21 protein-coding genes are annotated in these 18770 nt (G+C 73.1%); 18 read left to right on the top strand and 3 right to left on the bottom strand.

The window, feature by feature from the left end; all coding sequences use genetic code 11:
- Positions 1 to 223 precede the first annotated feature (223 nt).
- From OUQ99_RS06575 to OUQ99_RS06495, 17 genes are all read left to right on the top strand, one after another.
- Complete coding sequence (locus tag OUQ99_RS06575; protein WP_267948542.1) at positions 224 to 433, top strand: hypothetical protein; 210 nt, start codon at positions 224 to 226, stop codon at positions 431 to 433.
- A gap of 219 nt (positions 434 to 652) precedes the next feature.
- Entirely contained in the window at positions 653 to 1552 is a 900-nt protein-coding gene (locus tag OUQ99_RS06570) for an aminoglycoside phosphotransferase family protein (protein WP_267948541.1), read from the top strand.
- Positions 1553 to 1749: 197 nt separating this feature from the next.
- Entirely contained in the window at positions 1750 to 2058 is a 309-nt protein-coding gene (locus OUQ99_RS06565; RefSeq protein ID WP_267948540.1) for a gas vesicle protein, read from the top strand.
- A 72-nt stretch (positions 2059 to 2130) separates the two neighbouring features.
- On the top strand, positions 2131 to 2547 hold the full coding sequence (locus tag OUQ99_RS06560) for a gas vesicle structural protein GvpA (protein WP_267948539.1): 417 nt from the start codon (positions 2131 to 2133) through the stop codon (positions 2545 to 2547).
- Entirely contained in the window at positions 2544 to 3275 is a 732-nt protein-coding gene (locus OUQ99_RS06555; protein WP_267948538.1) for a GvpL/GvpF family gas vesicle protein, read from the top strand. The genes OUQ99_RS06560 and OUQ99_RS06555 overlap by 4 nt, the downstream gene beginning before the upstream one ends.
- Before the next feature lie 41 nt (positions 3276 to 3316).
- A complete protein-coding gene (locus OUQ99_RS06550) occupies positions 3317 to 3565 on the top strand; it encodes a gas vesicle protein GvpG (RefSeq protein WP_267948537.1) in 249 nt (82 codons plus the stop codon).
- A 21-nt stretch (positions 3566 to 3586) separates the two neighbouring features.
- Positions 3587 to 4180 (top strand): hypothetical protein, encoded by a 594-nt coding sequence (locus tag OUQ99_RS06545; protein ID WP_267948536.1) that lies wholly within the window; start codon positions 3587 to 3589, stop codon positions 4178 to 4180.
- On the top strand, positions 4167 to 5387 hold the full coding sequence (locus OUQ99_RS06540) for an SRPBCC family protein (RefSeq protein WP_267948535.1): 1221 nt from the start codon (positions 4167 to 4169) through the stop codon (positions 5385 to 5387). Before OUQ99_RS06545 ends, OUQ99_RS06540 begins: the two co-directional genes overlap by 14 nt.
- Before the next feature lie 106 nt (positions 5388 to 5493).
- Positions 5494 to 5952, top strand: coding sequence for a gas vesicle protein (locus OUQ99_RS06535; RefSeq protein ID WP_267948534.1), 459 nt, complete (start codon positions 5494 to 5496; stop codon positions 5950 to 5952).
- Complete coding sequence (locus tag OUQ99_RS06530; protein ID WP_267948533.1) at positions 5939 to 6730, top strand: GvpL/GvpF family gas vesicle protein; 792 nt, start codon at positions 5939 to 5941, stop codon at positions 6728 to 6730. The genes OUQ99_RS06535 and OUQ99_RS06530 overlap by 14 nt, the downstream gene beginning before the upstream one ends.
- On the top strand, positions 6727 to 7032 hold the full coding sequence (locus OUQ99_RS06525; RefSeq protein ID WP_267948532.1) for a gas vesicle protein: 306 nt from the start codon (positions 6727 to 6729) through the stop codon (positions 7030 to 7032). The genes OUQ99_RS06530 and OUQ99_RS06525 overlap by 4 nt, the downstream gene beginning before the upstream one ends.
- Positions 7033 to 7059: 27 nt before the next feature.
- The gene (locus tag OUQ99_RS06520) at positions 7060 to 7518 is read left to right on the top strand and encodes a gas vesicle protein K (RefSeq protein ID WP_267948531.1); all 459 of its coding nucleotides are present in this window, start codon (positions 7060 to 7062) and stop codon (positions 7516 to 7518) included.
- A 342-nt stretch (positions 7519 to 7860) separates the two neighbouring features.
- On the top strand, positions 7861 to 8688 hold the full coding sequence (locus tag OUQ99_RS06515) for a MurR/RpiR family transcriptional regulator (RefSeq protein WP_267948530.1): 828 nt from the start codon (positions 7861 to 7863) through the stop codon (positions 8686 to 8688).
- A gap of 78 nt (positions 8689 to 8766) precedes the next feature.
- Positions 8767 to 9933 carry an extracellular solute-binding protein gene (locus OUQ99_RS06510; RefSeq protein WP_267948529.1) on the top strand — a complete coding sequence of 389 codons (1167 nt, stop codon included), beginning with the start codon at positions 8767 to 8769 and terminating at the stop codon, positions 9931 to 9933.
- 158 nt (positions 9934 to 10091) lie between these two features.
- Positions 10092 to 11870 (top strand): ABC transporter permease, encoded by a 1779-nt coding sequence (locus OUQ99_RS06505; protein ID WP_267948528.1) that lies wholly within the window; start codon positions 10092 to 10094, stop codon positions 11868 to 11870.
- The gene (locus OUQ99_RS06500; protein ID WP_267948527.1) at positions 11867 to 13021 is read left to right on the top strand and encodes an ABC transporter ATP-binding protein; all 1155 of its coding nucleotides are present in this window, start codon (positions 11867 to 11869) and stop codon (positions 13019 to 13021) included. The genes OUQ99_RS06505 and OUQ99_RS06500 overlap by 4 nt, the downstream gene beginning before the upstream one ends.
- Positions 13018 to 13653 (top strand): histidine phosphatase family protein, encoded by a 636-nt coding sequence (locus OUQ99_RS06495; protein WP_267948526.1) that lies wholly within the window; start codon positions 13018 to 13020, stop codon positions 13651 to 13653. Before OUQ99_RS06500 ends, OUQ99_RS06495 begins: the two co-directional genes overlap by 4 nt.
- A 327-nt stretch (positions 13654 to 13980) precedes the next feature.
- Here OUQ99_RS06495 and OUQ99_RS06490 read toward each other — a convergent pair whose 3' ends face one another.
- Positions 13981 to 14664: a TetR/AcrR family transcriptional regulator C-terminal domain-containing protein gene (locus OUQ99_RS06490; protein WP_267948525.1), complete on the bottom strand. Its 684-nt coding sequence runs from the start codon at positions 14662 to 14664 to the stop codon at positions 13981 to 13983.
- Positions 14665 to 14703: 39 nt separating this feature from the next.
- Here OUQ99_RS06490 and OUQ99_RS06485 point away from each other — a divergent pair, with 39 nt between their 5' ends.
- Positions 14704 to 15588, top strand: a complete 885-nt coding sequence (locus OUQ99_RS06485; RefSeq protein WP_267948524.1) for a CPBP family intramembrane glutamic endopeptidase — start codon at positions 14704 to 14706, stop codon at positions 15586 to 15588.
- Between the two features lie 81 nt (positions 15589 to 15669).
- Here OUQ99_RS06485 and OUQ99_RS06480 read toward each other — a convergent pair whose 3' ends face one another.
- Positions 15670 to 18063, bottom strand: coding sequence for an excinuclease ABC subunit UvrA (locus OUQ99_RS06480; RefSeq protein WP_267948523.1), 2394 nt, complete (start codon positions 18061 to 18063; stop codon positions 15670 to 15672).
- 182 nt (positions 18064 to 18245) lie between these two features.
- A complete protein-coding gene (locus OUQ99_RS06475) occupies positions 18246 to 18653 on the bottom strand; it encodes a VOC family protein (RefSeq protein WP_267948522.1) in 408 nt (135 codons plus the stop codon).
- Between the last annotated feature and the right edge of the window lie 117 nt (positions 18654 to 18770).

Genomic DNA, 18770 nt, shown 5'->3' with positions numbered 1-18770 from the left:
AACGGGACGCCGCCGCAGCGCGGCCCGGGAGATGTCGTCCCCGTGTCAGACGCCGGGCCCGGGGCGAGGCCCCGTGTAGGGCGGGCCGACCGGGAGGGCGAAAAGCGGGCGGATACGCTGCTGAGCGGGGAAGGCCGCGGATCTTCGCGGTGATGGGTTCTCTGCTCGACTGCACTCTCGCGGCGTACGTCCGCGATCCCGGCGAACGGTGAGGTGGACGGCCATGGACAAGCCGCGTGGGAAGGACTCGTTCTCGTTGCTGTACAGGACGGGATTCCGTATCAACTACGCGCTCCTGCACGTCATGGGCCCGGCGTCCCAGACCCTCGAAACCGATCCGCAGCACCGGGCGAAGAAGGAGTACGAGCGCCGGCGCGGACTCCACCGGGCGTGGAAGGCGCACCGGCGGTCGGAGCAGCACGACCGCGCCTGAGGCGTCCGCCGCCCCCGGCCCCCTGTGAACAGGCAGGGCCGGGCGCCCGGCCGGGCCGAGGTCCGGGATGCGTCCTGTGTCCCCGGTCGGCTCGTCGAACCCACCGGGGGTTCCGGCGTTCGGCGGACGGCGGAGCGGCCCAGGAGGACATCCGCGGGACGGTCGGACCTGCCGGAAAACGGGGTGCGCCGCCGGGCGGGGGGCGGCCAGACTGGGTCGATGGACATGCACGAGGGCCAGGTCGCGGTGTCCGCGGAGGCGGCTGCCCGCATCGTCGCCGCCGAGTTCCCGGAGTGGGCCGGGCTGCCGCTCGCGCCCGTGCTCCCCGGGGGCACGGACAACGCCGTGTTCCGCCTGGGCGAGGGGTTCTCGGTGCGCTTCCCGCTGCGGCCGGGTGACCCCGGGGAGGTCGGCCGCCGGCTGCGGGCGGAGGCCTCGGCCGCACGCGAGCTGTTCGGGCGCACACGGTTCGCCACCCCCGCGCCCGTGGCGGTCGGGGGGCCGCGGGAGGGGTACCCGCTGCCGTGGGCGGTGCAGACCTGGCTGCCGGGGACCCCGGCCGACCGGCTCGACCCGGGCGGGAGCACGGGGTTCGCCCTGGACCTGGCCGAGTTCGTCCGCGGGGCACGGGCCGTGGACACACGCGGCCGGACGTTCCGGGGAGCGGGTCGCGGCGGCCGGATCGCCGACCACGACGCGTGGATGCGCACGTGCCTGGAGCGCAGCGAGGAGCTGCTGGACGTACCGCGCCTGCGCGGGCTCTGGGAGGGGATGCGCGAGCTGCCCCGGGGCGGGGAGCCCGACCTCATGTGCCACGGCGACCTGATCCCCGGCAACCTGCTGGTACGGGACGGGCGCCTGGCCGGGGGCCTCGACGTCGGCGGTCTGGGGCCTGCGGACCCGGCACTGGACCTGGTCTGTGCCTGGCACATGCTCGACGACGGGCCGAGGCACGCGTTCAGGGAGGCCCTGGACAGCGGCGACCAGGAGTGGGAGCGAGGCCGGGCCTGGGCCTTCCAGCAGGCGATGGGGCTGGTCTGGTACTACCGGTACAGCAATCCGGCCATGAGCCGCACGGGGCGGCGGACCCTGGAACGGATCACCGGCGCGACCCGGTGAGCGTGCCGGGCCGGACCGTCTCGCGCCCCGCTCCCGGCGGCGCCTCCCAAAACCGGCTCCGCGCCCCTGCCTGGTGGAACACGCCCTTCTCCCCCGCCTCTGACCAGCGGGACGTTTTGCCTGGATTTTTCGTGGTAGTGGTTAGTCCTGAGGGCAGGAAGAACGAATTCGGACAATGGCCATTGGACAGGAGATCCATGAGCCAAGACAATGGAAGCGAAGGCCGTCCCCCGCCTCGCTCCCCAGGCAGAAAATCAATGATGGAACGCTTGCGGGAGGCCCGGGAACAGTTCGAGGAGATCACCGGGATCGAAGTCGAGAGCGTTTCCAGTTTCGAGCGGGACGGCGAAGGATGGAGCCTGAACCTGGAGACACTCGAGTTACGACGCGTCCCGGACACGGTGAGCATGCTGGCCACCTATTCCGTGGAACTCGACTCGGACGGTGAAATCCAGGGCTACCGGCGCGTGAAACGCTACACGCGAGGCCGTTCCGACGGGACATGACCCCATTTTCTGCGCACTGGACAGGAGTATCTGCCCTTCGGTTCTTCACTGACGAAAAGGAGCACGATTCCGATGACCGTGATGCAGCAGTCCTCCGGCGGGGGCCGGAGTTCCGGCAACCTCTACGAGGTCCTGGAACTCATCCTCGACAAGGGGCTGGTGGTCGACGTGTTCGCGAGGGTCTCGCTCGTGGGCATCGAACTCCTCACCGTCGACGTCCGTATCGTGATCGCGAGCGTCGACACCTACCTGCGCTTCGCCGAGGCGTGCAACCGCCTGGACCTGACCAGCAGCGGCGGAGCCGGGCTCCCCGACCTGGTGAACGGCGGCATGGAGAAGGGCGCGCGCAGCAAGTCCAAGGGCGCGCTCTCCGGCGCCGCCGAGGCCATCTCCGAGTCCTTCTCCAAGGGGCAGGACGACGAGAGGGGTGAGGAGAAGGCCCCGGCCCGCTCCCGCCGCCGCGCCTCCGCCAAGAAGGAGGACGAATGAGCACGTACGTCTACGGCATCGTCCGCGACGACGAGTCGCTCGACCGCCTGAAGCTCACCGGGGTCGGCGAGAGCCCCGCCCCCCTGCGCTTCGTCCGCGCCGGCGGCCTGGCCGCGGCGGCGAGCGACGCACCCGAGGGGCTCCGCGCCAAGCGGCGCGACCTGACGGCCCACCAGGACGTGCTCCAGACCCTGGCCCAGGGGCACGGCGTCCTGCCACTGCGCTTCGGCGCGGTGAGCGCGGACGACGAGGCGGTCGCGGCCGAGCTCGACCGCGGGGCCGACCACTACTCCGAGCTGCTCGCCCGGCTGGCCGAGCGGGTGGAGTTCAACGTCAAGGCCACGCACATCGAGGAGGCGGCGCTGCGGCTGGTGCTCCTCGAAGACGAGTCGCTCCGGGCCAGGAACGAGGCCCTGCGCGCCTCGGGCGGCGGCACGCCCGCCGAGCAGATGGAGTTCGGCGAGCAGGTCTCCCAGGCCCTGGAGGCCCTGAGGCAGCGCGACGCCGAGGCCGTCACCCGGCCCCTGGCCGAGCACGCCGAGCGCGTGGCCATGGGCCCCCTCGTGGGCGGCTGCCTGGCCAACGTCTCGCTCCTGGTCCGGAAGGACCGGACCGAGGACCTCCTCCGCGTCGCGGGTGAGCTCCAGCAGAAGTGGGGGACCCTCCTGGAGATCCGGGTCAACGGCCCGCTTCCCCCCTACAGCTTCGTGACGGCTCCGCCGCGCTGAACCGGGGCACGACCGCCCCGGCCCGAACGAGAGGAGGGCGCATGGGCCTTCTCCGCACGATCCTCACCGCTCCCGCCGTCGCTCCGGTCCGGTTCGCGGACTGGACTGCGCGCCAGGTCCTGGAGGCCGCCGAGCGGGAGGTGTACGACCCCTCGCGGATCCGGCAGCGCCTGGCCGAACTGTCGGAGCGGTTCGACCGGGGCGAGCTGTCCGCGGACGAGTTCGACAGGCTCGAGGACGAGCTGCTGGACGAGCTGGAGGAAGCCGAGAGGTACCAGGGTCTCCGATAGACGACATTGAGGTGTGAACCCGTGAGTGACACGGCGAAAATCGTGGCCGCCGCCGTAGGCGGTTACATCCTCGGCCGGAAGAAGAAGCTGAAGCTCGCCCTGGGGCTCGGCCTCTACCTCGGCGCGAAGAAACTCGACATCAAGCCCCAGATGCTCGCCCAGGGCCTGCTGAAGGAGGTCTCCTCCCTGCCTCTGGTGGGCGAGCTGAGGAACCAGTCGCGGGAGCAGCTGCTCGACGTGGGCAAGGCCGCCGCGGGCAACCTGGCCGGCAAGTGGGCGGGGTCCCTGGCCGACTCCCTCAACGAACGGACCGAGAGCCTCCGGTCCGGCGCCGGGAAGGGCGCGGCGGACACCGTCACCGGCGGGTCGGAGCGGTCCGAGGACGGGGACGGGGCCCGCGAGGACGACGAGGACACCGGCGCGCCCTCCTCCGAGAAGGACTCCGAGGGGGCCTCCCCCGACAAGGGCGGGCGCAAGGCCAAGGTGAGGAAGACGGCGCCGGGGCGGGCCGCGGCGGGCGCCGCCGGGAAGGCGGGCAGCGGTACGCGCAAGGCCGCCCAGCGCAAGCGCCCGGCACGCAAGGGCGGCGAGGAGGACGGTGATGGGCGTGGCTGAGTCCGAGGGCCCCCTGGCCCGCCTGCGCTCCGCCGCCGACAGGAACGAGGGCACCTCCAAGCTCGCCGACGCGGTCCAGGACTACGTCGGCGCCAAGGCGAGCAGTGTGGTGACCGGCGCCGCCCGCAAGCTCGGCAGCACGGTCGGGCGGTTGTCCGGCGAAGGTGTCGCCGGCGCCCCCGTGGTGGGCGAGGTCGGCCGCAAGCTCGTCCAGGGCAAGGGCCCGGCCAAGGCCGTGGTCACCGGCGGGGCCAAGGGCCTCAAGAACAAGGCCGGGAAGGCCTTCGGCAAGGGGGGCGGGGGCGGCAGGCCCTCGAAGAGCGTCAACATCGTCGAGGACATCGACGTCGGCGTCCCCGTGCGTGTGGCCTACAACCAGTGGACCCGCTTCCCCGACTTCGGCTCCTTCGCCGAGGGCGTGCAGAGCGTGGAGAAGACCGGCGACACCACCTCGCACTGGAAGGGCAAGGTCTTCTGGTCGAGCCGGAGCTGGAAGGCCGCCGTCACCGAGCAGGTGCAGGACCACCGGATCGCCTGGTCGACGGAGGCCGCCAAGGGCACCATGAAGGGGGCGGTGACCTTCCACCCCCTGGGGGAGAACCTCACACGGGTCCTGCTGGTGGTGGAGTACTACCCCAAGGGCCTCTTCGAGCGCACCGGCAACCTCTGGAGGGCCCAGGGCCGACGCCTTCGGCTGGACCTCAAGCACTATCGGCGCCAGGTCATGATGATGGCCCTGTCCGAGGCGGAGGAGATGCAGGGCTGGCGCGGGGAGGTGCGCGAGGGCGAGGTCGTCCTCTCCCACGAGGACGCCCTGGAGCTCGAGGAGGCCGGCCTCTCCGAGGAGCAGTGGGACGAGCTGGCGCGGCTGGACGAGGACGAGGCCGCCGAACTCGCGGAGCTGGACCCGGAGGAGCGGGAGCGGCTCGCGGAGCTGGACCCCGGCCCCCCGCACGAGGAGGACCCCGACGACGGGGACGAGCCCGAGGGGGACGAGCCCCGGGACGAGGACTCGGAGGAGCTGGAGGAGGACCCGGAGGAGACCGACGGGGAACTCCTCGACGAGGAGGACGAGGAGTTCGAGGACGAGGAGCCCGTTGATGAAGAGCCTGCGGACGAGGATTCTGATGAGGCGGACGAACAGGACCTGGACGACGACGAGGAGTACGTCGACGAGGACGAGCCCCGCGCCGACGAGCGCTCCTGAGCCGGGCGGCCCCGCAGGTCCGGGGGCCGGGGCGCCGAAGCCGACGGGGGCGTGCCCGTGACCCGCACCCGTGCGCCCCGGCCCGGTGCGGAGGAAGGGGGGACCCGTGAGTGAACCGACACCGTGGCGCGGCGAGCCCCGGCAGATCCGCTCCTCCGGAGGCTCCTCGTCCGCCAACCTCGCCGACGTCCTGGAGCGCGTGCTCGACAAGGGCGTGGTCATCGCCGGCGACATCAAGATCAACCTCCTCGACATCGAGCTCCTCACCGTCAAGCTCCGACTCCTCGTCGCCTCGGTGGACAAGGCCAAGGAGATGGGCATCGACTGGTGGGAGCACGACCCCGCGCTGTCCTCCCGCGCGATGAAGCGGGGGGACGAGGAGCTGGAGGAGGAGAACCGGCTCCTGCGCGAGCGCATCGCCGCGCTGGAGGAGGGGCGGGCGCCCCAGGTCGCCGCGGACGGGCGGGCGGACGCCTCCCCCGAGGACGCGGCCGGCGCCGCCGCGCGGGGAGGCGGGGTCTCCGGGACCGGGGCCGACGGCGAGGAGGAGCATGGACAGGGCTGAGTACGCGAGCTACGTCTACGCCGTGTGCCGTCCCCCCGGGGCCGGTGCGCTCGACGGGGCGACCGGGGTCGGGGGGCATCCGGTGCACCTCGTGGCCGAGGGCGACCTCGCCGCCGTGGTCAGCGCCGTCCCCCTGGACGAGTTCGACGAGGCGGCCCTCCAGGCCAACCTCGAGGACCTGCGCTGGTTGGAGGCGGTGGCCAGGGCGCACCACGGCGTCGTCGACAGGACCGCCCGCCGGACCGTGGCCGTGCCGCTGAGGCTGGCGACGGTCTACCGCGGGGACGGGCGCGTGCGCCAGGTGCTCCGGGAGGAGCACGCGTCCTTCGACGCCGTCCTGCGGCGGCTGGAGGGCTGCGTCGAGCTGGGGGTCAAGGTCTACGCGGAGACCGGCGCGCGCCGTCCCGAGGACGCGCCGCGGGCCGAGGCGGCGCCTCCGGGCGAGAGCCCGGGCAAGGCCTACCTCCGCAGGCGCAGGCAGCAGCGCGAGAGCCGCGATGACGCCTGGCAGCGGGCCGCGCGGCTGTGCGAGGAGGCCGACGAGGCGCTGGGAGCGCTGTCCCGGGCCCGCGAGCACCACCGGCCCCAGGACTCGGCGCTCTCGGAGGCCCCCGGCGAGAACGTCATGAACACCGCCTACCTGGTGGAGGACGCCCGTGTGGAGGCCTTCCTCGACACGGTGCGCGAGCTGGACTCCCGGGCGTCGGCGGGTACGCGGGTCGAGGTCTCCGGGCCGTGGGCGCCCTACTCCTTCGCCTCCCCGGGGGTGGGCGTATGAGCCCGGCGGAGGGCCCGGACGCCCGTGACGGGTCCGCGTCCGGCTCCGCCCCGGGCCCCTACTCGCTCACGCGCATGCTGGACGAGGACCACCCCCTGGCCAACCGCGAGATCTCCCTGGTCGACCTGCTCGACCGCGTCCTGGCCAAGGGGGTGGTGATCACGGGGGACCTGACCGTCTCCATCGCCGACGTCGACCTGGTCCGGGTGTCCCTGCGTGCGCTGGTGTCCTCCATCAACGAGGACGTGCCCTCGCCGTGGGAGCACGGCCATCCCCTGGCCGGATGGATCCGTCAGGACTGACACCCGACCTCACCGAAGGGGGACAGCATGGCAGGAGGGACCGGGGACTCCCGGCAGCACACGGCGGGGGCGGTCGTCCGCGACCTGGACGGGGCCTCCGAAGCCGGTGGAGGGCGCGACCTCCTGGGCGAGCTCCAGAACGCGCTGGACGGCACGGCGCGGGGCGGGGAGGCCGCCTCCGAACCGCGGACGGAGCAGCAGAGGCTGCGCCACAGGATCGAGACCGAACCCGACACGGTGGAACGCGACCTGATCAAACTGGTGCTCACGGTGGTGGAGCTGGTGCGCCAGCTCATGGAGCGGCAGGCCCTGCGCCGGGTGGACCAGGGCGACCTCACCGAGGAGCAGGAGGAGCGCATCGGCATGACCCTGATGCTGCTCGACGAGCGGATGACCGAGCTGCGCGAGCGCTACGGCCTGTCCGCCGCCGACCTCAACCTCGACCTGGGTCCGCTGGGATCCCTGCTCCCCGGCGGAGACGGCTGACCGCCGACCGCCCCGGGGCCCGCCGCAGGCGTCCGCGGACACGCCCCGGGACCGTCCCCCGGGACCGCGACCGCCGGGCCCCGGGGCCCCTCCCACCGCGCCGCCCCGCCCGTGGAACCCGACCGGGCGGGGCGGCGCGCCGTCTGCACGGGAGTCCCGTGCCCCCGCCGTCCGGAGGGCGGCCCCCCCGTGTCCGGGGTCGCGGACGCATCGGGCCTGGCAGAGGCCCCTCCTCCGCGGGACCGGGCGCCCGTCCGACCTGGGGGTGAAGACCCCATGAACCGCAACTTAAATTGCAGAAGGTCATACTCGCGCAATTAAAATTGCTGTAGCGTCACTGTCGTGAACTTCCACGAGCGTGTGAACGAGTACCGCGACCGGCTGACCAGGTCGGACCGCGTCCTCCTCGACGAACTCCTGGCCCACCCGGCGGAGGCCCCGCTGTGGCGGGGCGGGGACGTCGCCCAGCGCGCGGGGGTGCACCCCGCCGCCGCCACCCGCCTGGCGCAGCGCCTGGGGTACCAGGGGTACCTGGAGCTGCGGGACGACCTGCGGGAGGACCGCGAGGCCCACCTCAACGGCGCCGGCGACCGGTTCCGCGCGGAGCTCCGGGGAGAGGGCCGCGTCCTGGACACGCTCCTGGCCACCGAGCTCGAATCGCTGGCGGCCGTCGGAAGGCACGTGGACCAGTCGCAGATCGACGAGGTCGCCGACCTCCTGGTCGGCGCGCGCGTGGTCCACCTCTTCGCACGGGGCAACGCGGGGATCCTGGCCGAGCTCCTCGACGGACGGCTGCGGCGGTTCGGGATGCACTCGGTCAACCTCGTCGGCCCCGGGCGCGAGGTCGCCGAACGGGTGCTGGCGATGTCGGAGTCCGACGTCGTCGTGTCCTTCGCCTTCCGCCGCGCCCCGCGCAACCTCACGGACCTCTACGCCCGGGCCTCCGCCGTGGGCGCCCGCTCCGTCCTGATCACGGACACCCTCCACACCCTCGACCCCGCCCCGACCACCGTCCTGTCCGCCCCGCGCGGACACCAGGAGGGCTTCTCCTCCCTGAGCGTCCCGATGATGATCGCGAACGCCATCGTGCTCACCGTCGCCCAGCGGCACCCCGACGTCATCCTCCCCGCCCTCGACCGGCTGGACGGCCTGCTCACGGACTTCGGCTGACGCCACCGGCCGCAGTCCCACGGCGTCCGTGCCCGCCCCCTCCCCCACCTGCGCGAGAACTGACACAAAGGACCTGTCATGCGCTTTTCGAGAATGCTCTCCGCCTCCGTCGCCCTCCCCCTCGCCGTCTCCCTCGCCGCCTGCGGCGGCGGCGCCCCCCAGACCCCCGCCGCCGACGGGGGCGCGGACCCCCACGAACTCGACGACGCCACCCACGAGGAACTCGTCGAACTGGCCACCGAGGAGGGCGAGGTCACCGTCTACTCCTTCACCTCGCGCATCGCCTCGGTCGAGGAGGCGTTCGAGGCGGAGTACCCCGGCATCGACCTGATCGGCCACGACATCTCCTCCTCCGAGCAGATCACCCGGCTGCGGTCCGAGTCGCAGGCCGGCACCCCGTCGGCCGACGTCGCCTACATCTCCGACGCCCCGGTCGTCATCACCGAGCTCGTCGCGGGCGGCATCCTCCAGAACTACGTCCCGCCGCGGGTCGCGGAGACCGTTCCCGAGGAGTACCGGCAGCCGCTGCTGGCCAACCGCCTCTCGACCAAGGTCCTCATGTACAACGAGGAGGCCCATCCCGACGGCTCCCCGGTCGGGAACCTGTGGCAGCTGACCGAGGAGGAGTGGAACGGCAGGGTCGTCATGGTCGACCCCGCGGTCCGCGGGGACTACCTCGACCTCGTGGCCGAGATCGTGCGGCAGTCCGAGGCGATGGCGCAGGCGCACCTGGACCACTTCGGGACCGAGGTCGTCCTCGACGACGGCGTCGAGAACGCCGGTCAGCAGTTCGTCAAGGACCTGTACGGCAACGGGCTGGTCCTGGTCGACGACACCGACAACGTCAACGCGGCGGTGGGCGCGGCGGGCCAGGACGACCCGCCGGTCGGCTTCACCTCGTACTCCGACCGCCGGGACAACGAGGAGGAGGGGTGGGCGCTCCAGGCCTCCCTGGGGACCGCGCCCTCGCCGGGGATCACCTTCCCGGCCTACATCGGCATGGTGCGCGACTCCGACAGCCCGGCCGCCGCCCGGCTGGTCGCGGACTTCCTCATGGGCGACGACTCGGAGACGGGCGGCCCCGCCTTCGACCCCTTCTACGTCCCCGGCGACTACCCGGTGCGCACCGACATGGCGGCCCCCGGGGGCGCGGTCTCCCTCGACGAGCTCGGCGCCTGGGACATCTCCCCCGAGGAGACGGCGCAGATCCGCGACGACGTGGCCGACTTCCTGCTGACCCTGTAGGCCGCGTTCCGCGGACCGTTCCGGGCCTCGCGAGCGCCGGGCCGGCCGGGAGCGTCCGCGGGACACGTCCGCGGGCGCGCACCGCGAGCGACCTCACCGCTGCACGTCACCGCAGAACACGCCCCGGGACAGGTCCCCCGTCCCGGAGAGAGGACACCATGAAGAGGGCACCCGCCCCCCGCCGCACGACGGTCGGCAGCACGGTGGCACGTGCGCGGACCGCCCTCGGGCAGCCGACCGCCGTACTGGGAGCCGGCACCCTGCTCGTCCTCGCCGTCCTCGTGGTCGCACCGCTCCTCGGGCTGGTCAACACGACCCTGACGGCCGGCAACCGCGAGGCGTGGACGGACGTCTTCGCCAGCCCGATGTCGGAGAACCTCCTGTGGAGGCCGATGGGCAACTCGGTCCTCATGGGGGTCGCCACCGCCGCCGGCTCCACGGTGATCGGCGGCTTCCTCGCCTGGGTGGTCGTGATGACCCGGCTCCCGGGGCGCGGGATCCTCGGCCTCCTGGCGACGATCCCGTTCGCCCTGCCGAGCTTCGCCCTGGCACTGGCGTGGGAGTCGGTCTTCCGCAACGACCTGATCGGCGGTTCCACCGGCATCCTCATGAACCTGGGGATCCCCGTCCCCGACTGGCTGGCCTGGGGGCCGGTTCCGATCGCCGCGACCCTGACGGCCCACTACTTCTCGCTGTCGTTCATGCTCGTCGCCGCCGCCCTGGCGAGCGTCAACGGCGACCTCATGGAGGCCGCGGAGCTGACGGGCGCCCCGACGATGCGCGTGGCCCGCGACATCGCGCTGCCCGTCGTGGCCCCGGCGATGGTCTCGGGCGCCCTGCTCGCCTTCGCCGAGGGCGTCTCCAACTTCGTCACACCCGCGCTCCTCGGCCTGCCCGTCCGGTTCCACACGCTCTCGACCCGCCTGTACGGGGCGATCTCCACGGGCGACGTCTCACGCGGATACGTGCTGTCCATCGTGCTCATCCTCGTGGCCGCGATGATCATGTACGCCTCGACGAGGATCACCGGCGGCAGGCGCAGTTTCGCGACGATCACCGGCAAGGGCGGCCGCCGCCGGGGCGTCGACCTGGGGCCGTGGGCGCGGCCGGTGGCCGCGGTCGCGTGGCTGCTGGTCACCTGCACCACCGTCGTCCCCGGCCTGGTGCTCGTGTTCAGCTCGCTGACCCTGCGCACCAACGACTTCTCGTCGGGGCTGACCCTCCACTACTGGATCGGCGGCTCCGACCCCGCCCTCGCCCAGGGGCAGCGGGGCATCCTGAACAACCCGCAGATCCTCCAGGCCACCTGGAACACCGTGCTCCTCGGGGTGTGCGTCGCGATCTGCGCGGGCGTCCTCGGCCTACTCGTCTCCTACGTCATCACCCGCTCCGGCGGGCCGAGGTGGCTGACGGGGACCATGGGCGTCCTCTCGTTCGTGCCGTTCCTCATCCCCGGCATCGCGCTGGGCGCCGCGTTCATCGCGCAGTTCGGTGCGCCCATCGGTCCGATCCCGAGCCTGTACGGGACGTTCGCGATCCTCGTGCTGGCCGGGATCGCGGCGACGATCCCGTTCGCGGTCCGGTCGGGCACCTCGGCGCTGGGCCAGGTGTCCAAGGACGTCGAGGAGTCGGCGGTGATGGCGGGGGCGGGGCTGTTCCGCAGGATCGGCTCCGTCATCGCTCCCCTGACGGCGCGCGGCCTGTTCACGGGAGGGGTGCTCGTGTTCGTCCAGATGGTGCGCGACCTCTCCCTCGTCGTGCTGCTGGCGACCCCCGCGATGCCCGTCCTGGCCGTCCTCACCTACCAGTACTCGTCGGAGAACTTCACGCAGTCGGCCAACGCGGTCACCGTCGTCATCGCGGTGATATCGGTTGCGGCGACCATCATCGCGCGGCGCTTCGAGGGCGCCGCCCAGCCCTGGAACTCGAACTCATGACCTCCACGATCGGCACCGATCGGGCGGAAAGGACCGGCATGCGCTCCGAGGCGTCTTCGGCCTCCCTGACCATCACCGACCTCCGGAAGGACTTCGGCGGCACCGCGGCCGTCGACGGCATCTCGGTCGACGTCCCGGCGGGCTCCTTCCTCGTCCTCCTCGGCCCGTCCGGCTGCGGGAAGACGACGACCCTGCGGATGCTCGCGGGGCTGGAGAACCCCACCGGCGGCGAGATCCGGTTCGGGGACCGCGTCATCGCCCGGGGCGACGGCACCGCGCTCGTGGCTCCCGCCGAGCGGGGGGCCGGGCTGGTCTTCCAGTCCTACGCGCTGTGGCCGCACAAGACGGTGCGGCAGAACATCGAATGGCCGCTGACCGTCGCGAGGTGGCCGAAGGAGGAGCGCCGCTCCCGGGGCGACCGGGTGCTGTCGATGCTGGCGATCTCCGACCTCGCCGACCGGTACCCGGGGGAGATCAGCGGCGGGCAGCAGCAGCGCGTGGCGATCGCCCGCATGATCGCGCCGCAGCCCGAGGTGCTGCTCTTCGACGAACCGCTGTCCAACCTCGACGCGAGGCTGCGGGTCGAGACCCGCGGGGAGCTCATGCGCGTCCACCGCTCCAGCGGCGCCACGAGCGTCTACGTCACCCACGACCAGGTCGAGGCGATGACCATGGCCACGCACATCGCGCTCATGAAGGACGGCCGGATCGAGCAGTTCGGCACGCCGCGGGAACTGCTGGAGTCGCCGCGCACGGCGTTCGCCGCCACGTTCATCGGCACTCCCCCGGCCAACATCGTCGAGTGCCGGGTCCACGGGGGGAGGCTGCGGGCGTTCGGCGTCGACTGCGGCGCCGCCCCGCCCCCGTCCGGGGGCGGGACCGTCAGGGCGATGTACCGGGCCGGTTCGGTCGGGATCGCCGCCGACGCGTCGGAACCGGGGTGTGTGGAGGCGACGTTCGCCGACCAGGTGCCGATGGCCGACAGGTGGGTCATCGGCGTCGACCTCCCCGACGGGACGCGGATGCACGTCTCCCGCGACACGCCGGTCGGACTGCTGCCCGGTGAGGCGCTCGGCGTGCGCCTGCCGTCGGCGCCGGACGCGTACTTCGACGCCTCCGGTGAGCTCCTGGACGCCGAGGTGTCCGGATGATGCGGCTTCTCCTGGTCCGCCACGGCGAGACCGCGTGGAACGAGGAGCGCCGCCTCCAGGGGCAGCGGGACGTCGGGCTGTCCGAGGCCGGGCGGCGGCAGGTCTCCGCCCTGGCGGAGACGGTCGGGTACCTGGCCCCCGGGTACGTCGTCACCTCGGGCCTGCGCCGCACGCGGGAGACCGCGGAGGTGCTCGGCGTACGTCCGGACGCGCGCGACCCCCGGTTGAACGAGGCGTACCTGGCCGGCTGGGAGGGGCGCTACTCGGCGGAGGTCAGGGCGGAGGACGGCGGCGTGTACGCCGCGTGGCGCGCGGGGCGGTTCCACCCGCCGGGGGCCGAGAGCTTCGGCGAGCTGACCGAGCGGGTGGTCGCCGGGCTCGACGCCGCCGTGCGGCGGGCCGCGGACGGCGGGCACGAGCTGCTCATGGCGGTCACCCACGGCGGGCCGGCGCGGGCCTTCCTGACGGCCGCCGTCGGGCTCGACCCCGCCCGCACGGTCCCGAGCCACCCGGCCAGCCTCAGCATCGTCGACGTCGACCCCGGGGCCGCGTCCCTCCTCGAACCGGGGGCGGCCAGGCTCCGGCTGTTCAACTACTCGCCGGCGATGTCGCCGCTGGACCCGCCGGACTGACGGCCGCGGGACGGGGACCGGTCGGGAGCCCCCCGCCGGGGCGGCCTCCGGTCCGCGCCCCAGGGGCGCGCGGCCCCGACGGCACGGCCGCCGCCGGCGGTGGTGCCGGCCCCGCCGGGCCGGCCCCGCCGCCGTGCCCGGCGGACTCCCCGACAGGCTCCGCGACGGAGAGGTCCTCCCGTCGTGTACGGGGCCCGGCCTCCGGGGATGCAGGCCGGGATTCACGCGGCAGGCCCTCCCGTCGTGTACGGGGCCCGCCCCGTCGGGCGTGCGCCCCGTCGGGCGTGCGCCCCGGAACGGCCCGCGACCCCGGCGGGACGGGGCCGCCTACCCCGCCCGGCGGGCCCTGACCCCGTCCAGCACCAGGTCCAGCACCTGGTCGAAGTAGTCGTTCTCCACGGCGAGGGCGTCCGGCTCCGACACGGCGGCGGCGACCGCCCCGTCGTGCTCGCCCGAGTCCCTGGAGCGCATCGCGCGCACCGCGACCGCGGACGTGGCCGCGCCGAGCATCTGGTTGGACACCGCCCGGATGGCGACCGCCTGCTCCTCCTCGCTCCCCCCGCACTGCTGGAGCGCGGCGATGATCCTCCTCGAGAGCGCGACCGCGTTGGGCCCGACCAGGGGCCGGGCCCCGGCGAACTCCGCGGCCCAGGCGTGCGCGGTCAGAGCCGCGTAGAACCGGTACGCGGTCTCCTTCACCGCGGCGTCCCAGGGGGCGTCGGGGCCCGGCAGGACGGCCGCGGCGTCGGCCAGGATGCCGTCCACCGCCAGGTCGACGAGGTCCTCCCTCCGCTCCACGTACCAGTAGAGGCTCGTCGCGTGCACGCCGAGTTCGGCGGCGACCTTGCGCATCGTCAGCGCCGAGGAGCCCTCCCGGTCCAGCAGCCCGATCGTCGCGGTGACGATGCGCTCCCGGGTGAGCGCCGGCTGGGTGCGGCGGCGGCGCTCGGGGCGGCTGAAGACGCTGTCGAACTGCTGGTCGGATCGTGGTTCTGCCATGTCCGACAGCATACAACGGAACCTACGTTGTATGTCTTTCTCAAACAGTGTATGTTTCTCGGCATGAAGAACGAGCACCTCTCCACGCACCCCCGTCCCTCCGCCCCCACCGCCCCCGCGGTGGACCCGGCGCGGACGACCGTCCTCGCACCGCGCGGCCTCACCGCCTTCCTGGTGATCGCCTTCGCCTTCTCCTGGATCGCCTGGTGGGGAGGCACGCTCCTGCTCGACGGCGCCAACCCGATGCCGGCCGTGCTCGTCGGCAGTTTCGGCCCGATGGTGGCGGCGGTCCTCGTCACCGCCGCGACCGAGGGCAGGTCCGGGGTGGGCGCCCTCTTCCGGCGGTACTCGCCGCTGCGCAGGGGCGGCGTCACGCCCTACGCGATCGCGGTGCTCGCGGTCCTGGCCATCGCGGCCTCGGGCGTGATCGCCGTCCGCCTGCAGGGGGCGACGGTGGACGAGGCCGCGCTCGACGCCGCGCTGATGGCGGTCCCCGTGCAATTCCTGCTCATCGCCCTGGTCGGCGGCGGCAACGAGGAGCTGGGCTGGCGCGGATTCGCGCTGCCGCGGCTCCAGGGCTCGCTGCCCCCGCTCGCGGCGAACGCGGTCCTCGGCGCGGTCTGGGCGGTGTGGCACGCCCCCCTGTTCTCCATGGCCGGCACGGTCCAGGCGCAGATGTACTTCCCCGCCTACGCCCTGCTGTGCGTCGGACTGACGGTCGTCCTCGGCCACGTCTTCAACTCCTCCCGCGGCGGCGTGCTCGCCGCGGTGATCGCCCACACCGCGATCAACGTCGTCTCGGGCCTCAAGGGGGCCGCGGTGGGAGACCCCGCCGGAGCCCCCGAGGTCGCACTGGTCGCCCTCGTCGCGGTGTTCCTCGTGGTGGTCACCCGCGGCCGCCTGGGACTGCGCGGGACCGACGCCCCCCAGCGCTAGAGCCCTCCCGACCGCCCGTGCCGGCGCCCCCGGCCGTCGATCCCGACGGCCGGGGGCGCCCGTGTCCGCCCGGGGGCGGGATCAGCCGCCGACGTAGTCCGCGAGGTGCTCGCCGGTGAGGGTGGACCGGGCGGCGACGAGGTCGGCGGGGGTGCCCTCGAAGACGATCCGGCCGCCGTCGTGCCCGGCGCCCGGCCCGAGGTCGATGATCCAGTCGGCGTGCGCCATGACCGCCTGGTGGTGCTCGATGACGACGACCGTCTTCCCGGAGTCGACGAGCCGGTCGAGCAGGCCGAGCAGGTGCTCGACGTCGGCGAGGTGGAGCCCCGCGGTCGGCTCGTCGAGGATGTAGACGCCGCCCTTCTCCGCCATGCGCGCGGCCAGCCGGATCCGCTGCCGCTCGCCCCCCGACAGGGTGGTGAGCGGCTGGCCGAGCGTGAGGTAGCCGAGGCCGACGTCGGAGAGGCGTCGCAGGACGGCGTGCGCGGCGGGCGTGCGCGCCTCCCCCGAGCCGAAGAACTCCTCGGCCTCGGCCACCGGCATCGCGAGCACCTGGCCGATGTCGCGTCCGCCGAGGCGGTACTCCAGCACCGAGGCCTGGAACCTCCTGCCCTCGCACTCCTCGCAGACGGTGGCGACGCCGGCCATCATCGCCAGGTCGGTGTAGACCACGCCCGCACCCTTGCAGGCGGGGCAGGCGCCCTCGGAGTTGGCGCTGAACAGCGCCGGCTTCACGCCGTTGGCCTTCGCGAACGCCTTGCGGACCGGGTCGAGCAGCCCGGTGTACGTCGCCGGGTTGCTCCGCCGCGAACCGCGGATCGGACTCTGGTCGACGGACACCACGCCCTCACGGCCGCGGAGCGAGCCGTGCACGAGGGAGCTCTTGCCCGATCCGGCGACGCCGGTGACGACGGTGAGCACCCCGAGCGGGATGTCGGCGTCGACGTCGCGCAGGTTGTTGGCGCTCGCCCCGCGGATCTCCAGCGCGCCGGAGGGCTCGCGCACCGCCTCCTTGAGGGAGGCCCGGTCGTCGAGGTGGCGGCCGGTGAGGGTGCCGCCGGCCCGCAGGCCCCCGACGGTGCCCTCGAAGCAGACGGTCCCGCCCCCCGTCCCGGCGCCCGGGCCGAGGTCCACGACGTGGTCGGCGATCGCGATCGTCTCCGGCTTGTGCTCGACGACGAGGACCGTGTTGCCCTTGTCGCGCAGCCGCAGCAGGAGGTCGTTCATCCTCTGGATGTCGTGGGGGTGCAGGCCGATGGTGGGCTCGTCGAAGACGTAGGTGGTGTCGGTGAGCGAGGAGCCGAGGTGGCGGATCATCTTGACCCGCTGCGCCTCACCCCCCGAGAGCGTGCCCGAGGGCCGGTCGAGCGCGAGGTAGCCGAGCCCGATCTCCACGAACGAGTCGAGGGTCCTGCCCAGGGAGGTGAGCAGGGGGGCCGCCGACGGCTCGTCCAGCCCGCGCACCCACGCGGCGAGGTCGCTGATCTGCATGGCGCACGCGTCGGCGATGTTGATCCCGCCGATCTTCGAGGAGCGCGCCGCCTCGTTGAGGCGCGTGCCCCCGCAGTCGGGGCAGGCGGCGAACGTCACCGCGCGTTCCACGAAGGCGCGGACGTGCGGTTGGAGCGAGTCGACGTCCTTGGACAGGAACGACTTCCGGACCTTGGGGATCAGCCCCTCGTAGGTGAGGTTCACGCCCTCGACCTTCACCTTGACCGGATCCCGGTGGAGGAAGTCCCGCATCTCCCGCTCGGTGAAGTCGCGGATCGGCTTGTGGGGGTCGAGGAAGCCGGACTCGGCGTAGGTCCGCACCGTCCACCAGCTGTCCGACTTCCAGCCGGGGATGGTGAACGCGCCCTCCGCGATCGACTTGGAGTCGTCGTAGAGCTGGGTGAGGTCGATGTCGGAGACCGTGCCCCTGCCCTCGCAGCGGGGGCACATGCCGCCGGTGATGCTGAAGTCGCGGCGCTCCTTCACGGTCCGGCCGGCGCGTTCCAGCGTGACCGCACCCGCCCCGCTGATCGAGGCGACGTTGAAGGAGAACGCCTGGGGGGATCCGATGTGGGGGCGCCCGAGTCTGCTGAAGAGGATGCGCAGCATCGCGCTGGCGTCGGTCGCGGTGCCGACGGTGGAGCGCGGGTCGGCCCCGAGCCTCTGCTGGTCGACGATGATCGCGGTGGTCAGCCCTTCGAGGACGTCGACGTCGGGCCGGGCCAGGGCGGGCATGAACCCCTGCACGAAGGCGCTGTAGGTCTCGTTGATCATCCGCTGCGACTCGGCGGCGATCGTGCCGAACACCAGCGAGCTCTTGCCCGAACCGGAGACGCCGGTGAACACGGTCAGCCGGCGCTTCGGGATCTCGAGGCTGACGTCGCGGAGGTTGTTCACGCGCGCGCCCTGCACGCGGATCAGGTCGTGGCTGTCGGCGGCGTGCTGCGCGGGCGGCTGCGTGCTCGCCCTCGGGGCGGTGGTCATCGTCTCTCCATCGTCGTCCGGACCGCCTGCGCGGTCCTCCTCGGCGTCTTCCGGCACGGTCGGGCCGGTGTTTCACGGCGCGTCCGGCCCTTCGGGGCGGCGCGGGGGTGTCGGTCCTGCGCGGGCGCAGGACCTCGTGGCGCGCGTCCGGCCCTTCGGGGCGGTGCGGTGCGGCCGCCGGCTCAGCGCTGCTGGATGCGGATCAGGTTGCCGGCGGGGTCGCGGAAGGCGCAGTCGCGGATGCCGTAGGGCTGGAGTGTGGGTTCCTGGACGACCTCGGTGTCGGTGGCCTGGACCCTGTCGAAGACCTGGTCGAGGTCGGACGCGGCCAGGAGGATCCACCCGTAGGTGCCCTTGGCCATCATCTCGGCGATGGCGGTGCGCTCGGCGTCGGTGATGCCGGGATCGGTGGCGGGCGGTGCGAGCAGGATGCCGGTGTCGGGCTGTCCGGTGGGGCCCACGGTGATCCAGCGCATGTTCCCCTGCCCGACGTCGTTGCGGACCTCGAAGCCCAGGACGTCGCGGTAGAAGGCCAGGGAGGCCTCGGGGTCCTCGTGCGGCAGGACGCTGGTGTGAATGGTGATGTCCATGGCCACCACGCTAGTTCCGGGCCGGTGAAGGGCGCTTCTCGATTCCTGACCGGTCGGGTCACCTGTTCCCCGGGGCCCGGGGGGAGGCGCGGCTCCGCTCCGGCCTCCCGGCGGGCG

This window comes from Streptomonospora nanhaiensis (assembly GCF_026642255.1).
Lineage (GTDB): Bacteria > Actinomycetota > Actinomycetes > Streptosporangiales > Streptosporangiaceae > Nocardiopsis > Nocardiopsis tropica.
Note: the sequence above shows the minus strand (reverse complement) of the source record. Positions and strands in the feature narration are given on the sequence as shown.

Excerpts from the sequence above, each read along its gene's own strand:
- OUQ99_RS06575 (WP_267948542.1), top strand. The coding sequence starts at position 224 with ATGGACAAGCCGCGTGGGAAGGACTCGTTCTCGTTGCTGTACAGGACG.
- OUQ99_RS06570 (WP_267948541.1), top strand. The coding sequence starts at position 653 with ATGGACATGCACGAGGGCCAGGTCGCGGTGTCCGCGGAGGCGGCTGCC.
- OUQ99_RS06565 (WP_267948540.1), top strand. The coding sequence starts at position 1,750 with ATGAGCCAAGACAATGGAAGCGAAGGCCGTCCCCCGCCTCGCTCCCCA.
- OUQ99_RS06560 (WP_267948539.1), top strand. The coding sequence starts at position 2,131 with ATGACCGTGATGCAGCAGTCCTCCGGCGGGGGCCGGAGTTCCGGCAAC.
- OUQ99_RS06555 (WP_267948538.1), top strand. The coding sequence starts at position 2,544 with ATGAGCACGTACGTCTACGGCATCGTCCGCGACGACGAGTCGCTCGAC.
- OUQ99_RS06550 (WP_267948537.1), top strand. The coding sequence starts at position 3,317 with ATGGGCCTTCTCCGCACGATCCTCACCGCTCCCGCCGTCGCTCCGGTC.
- OUQ99_RS06540 (WP_267948535.1), top strand. The coding sequence starts at position 4,167 with ATGGGCGTGGCTGAGTCCGAGGGCCCCCTGGCCCGCCTGCGCTCCGCC.
- OUQ99_RS06530 (WP_267948533.1), top strand. The coding sequence starts at position 5,939 with ATGGACAGGGCTGAGTACGCGAGCTACGTCTACGCCGTGTGCCGTCCC.
- OUQ99_RS06525 (WP_267948532.1), top strand. The coding sequence starts at position 6,727 with ATGAGCCCGGCGGAGGGCCCGGACGCCCGTGACGGGTCCGCGTCCGGC.
- OUQ99_RS06520 (WP_267948531.1), top strand. The coding sequence starts at position 7,060 with ATGGCAGGAGGGACCGGGGACTCCCGGCAGCACACGGCGGGGGCGGTC.
- OUQ99_RS06510 (WP_267948529.1), top strand. The coding sequence starts at position 8,767 with ATGCGCTTTTCGAGAATGCTCTCCGCCTCCGTCGCCCTCCCCCTCGCC.
- OUQ99_RS06505 (WP_267948528.1), top strand. The coding sequence starts at position 10,092 with ATGAAGAGGGCACCCGCCCCCCGCCGCACGACGGTCGGCAGCACGGTG.
- OUQ99_RS06500 (WP_267948527.1), top strand. The coding sequence starts at position 11,867 with ATGACCTCCACGATCGGCACCGATCGGGCGGAAAGGACCGGCATGCGC.
- OUQ99_RS06495 (WP_267948526.1), top strand. The coding sequence starts at position 13,018 with ATGATGCGGCTTCTCCTGGTCCGCCACGGCGAGACCGCGTGGAACGAG.
- OUQ99_RS06490 (WP_267948525.1), bottom strand. The coding sequence starts at position 14,664 with ATGCTGTCGGACATGGCAGAACCACGATCCGACCAGCAGTTCGACAGC.
- OUQ99_RS06485 (WP_267948524.1), top strand. The coding sequence starts at position 14,704 with ATGTTTCTCGGCATGAAGAACGAGCACCTCTCCACGCACCCCCGTCCC.
- OUQ99_RS06480 (WP_267948523.1), bottom strand. The coding sequence starts at position 18,063 with ATGACCACCGCCCCGAGGGCGAGCACGCAGCCGCCCGCGCAGCACGCC.
- OUQ99_RS06475 (WP_267948522.1), bottom strand. The coding sequence starts at position 18,653 with ATGGACATCACCATTCACACCAGCGTCCTGCCGCACGAGGACCCCGAG.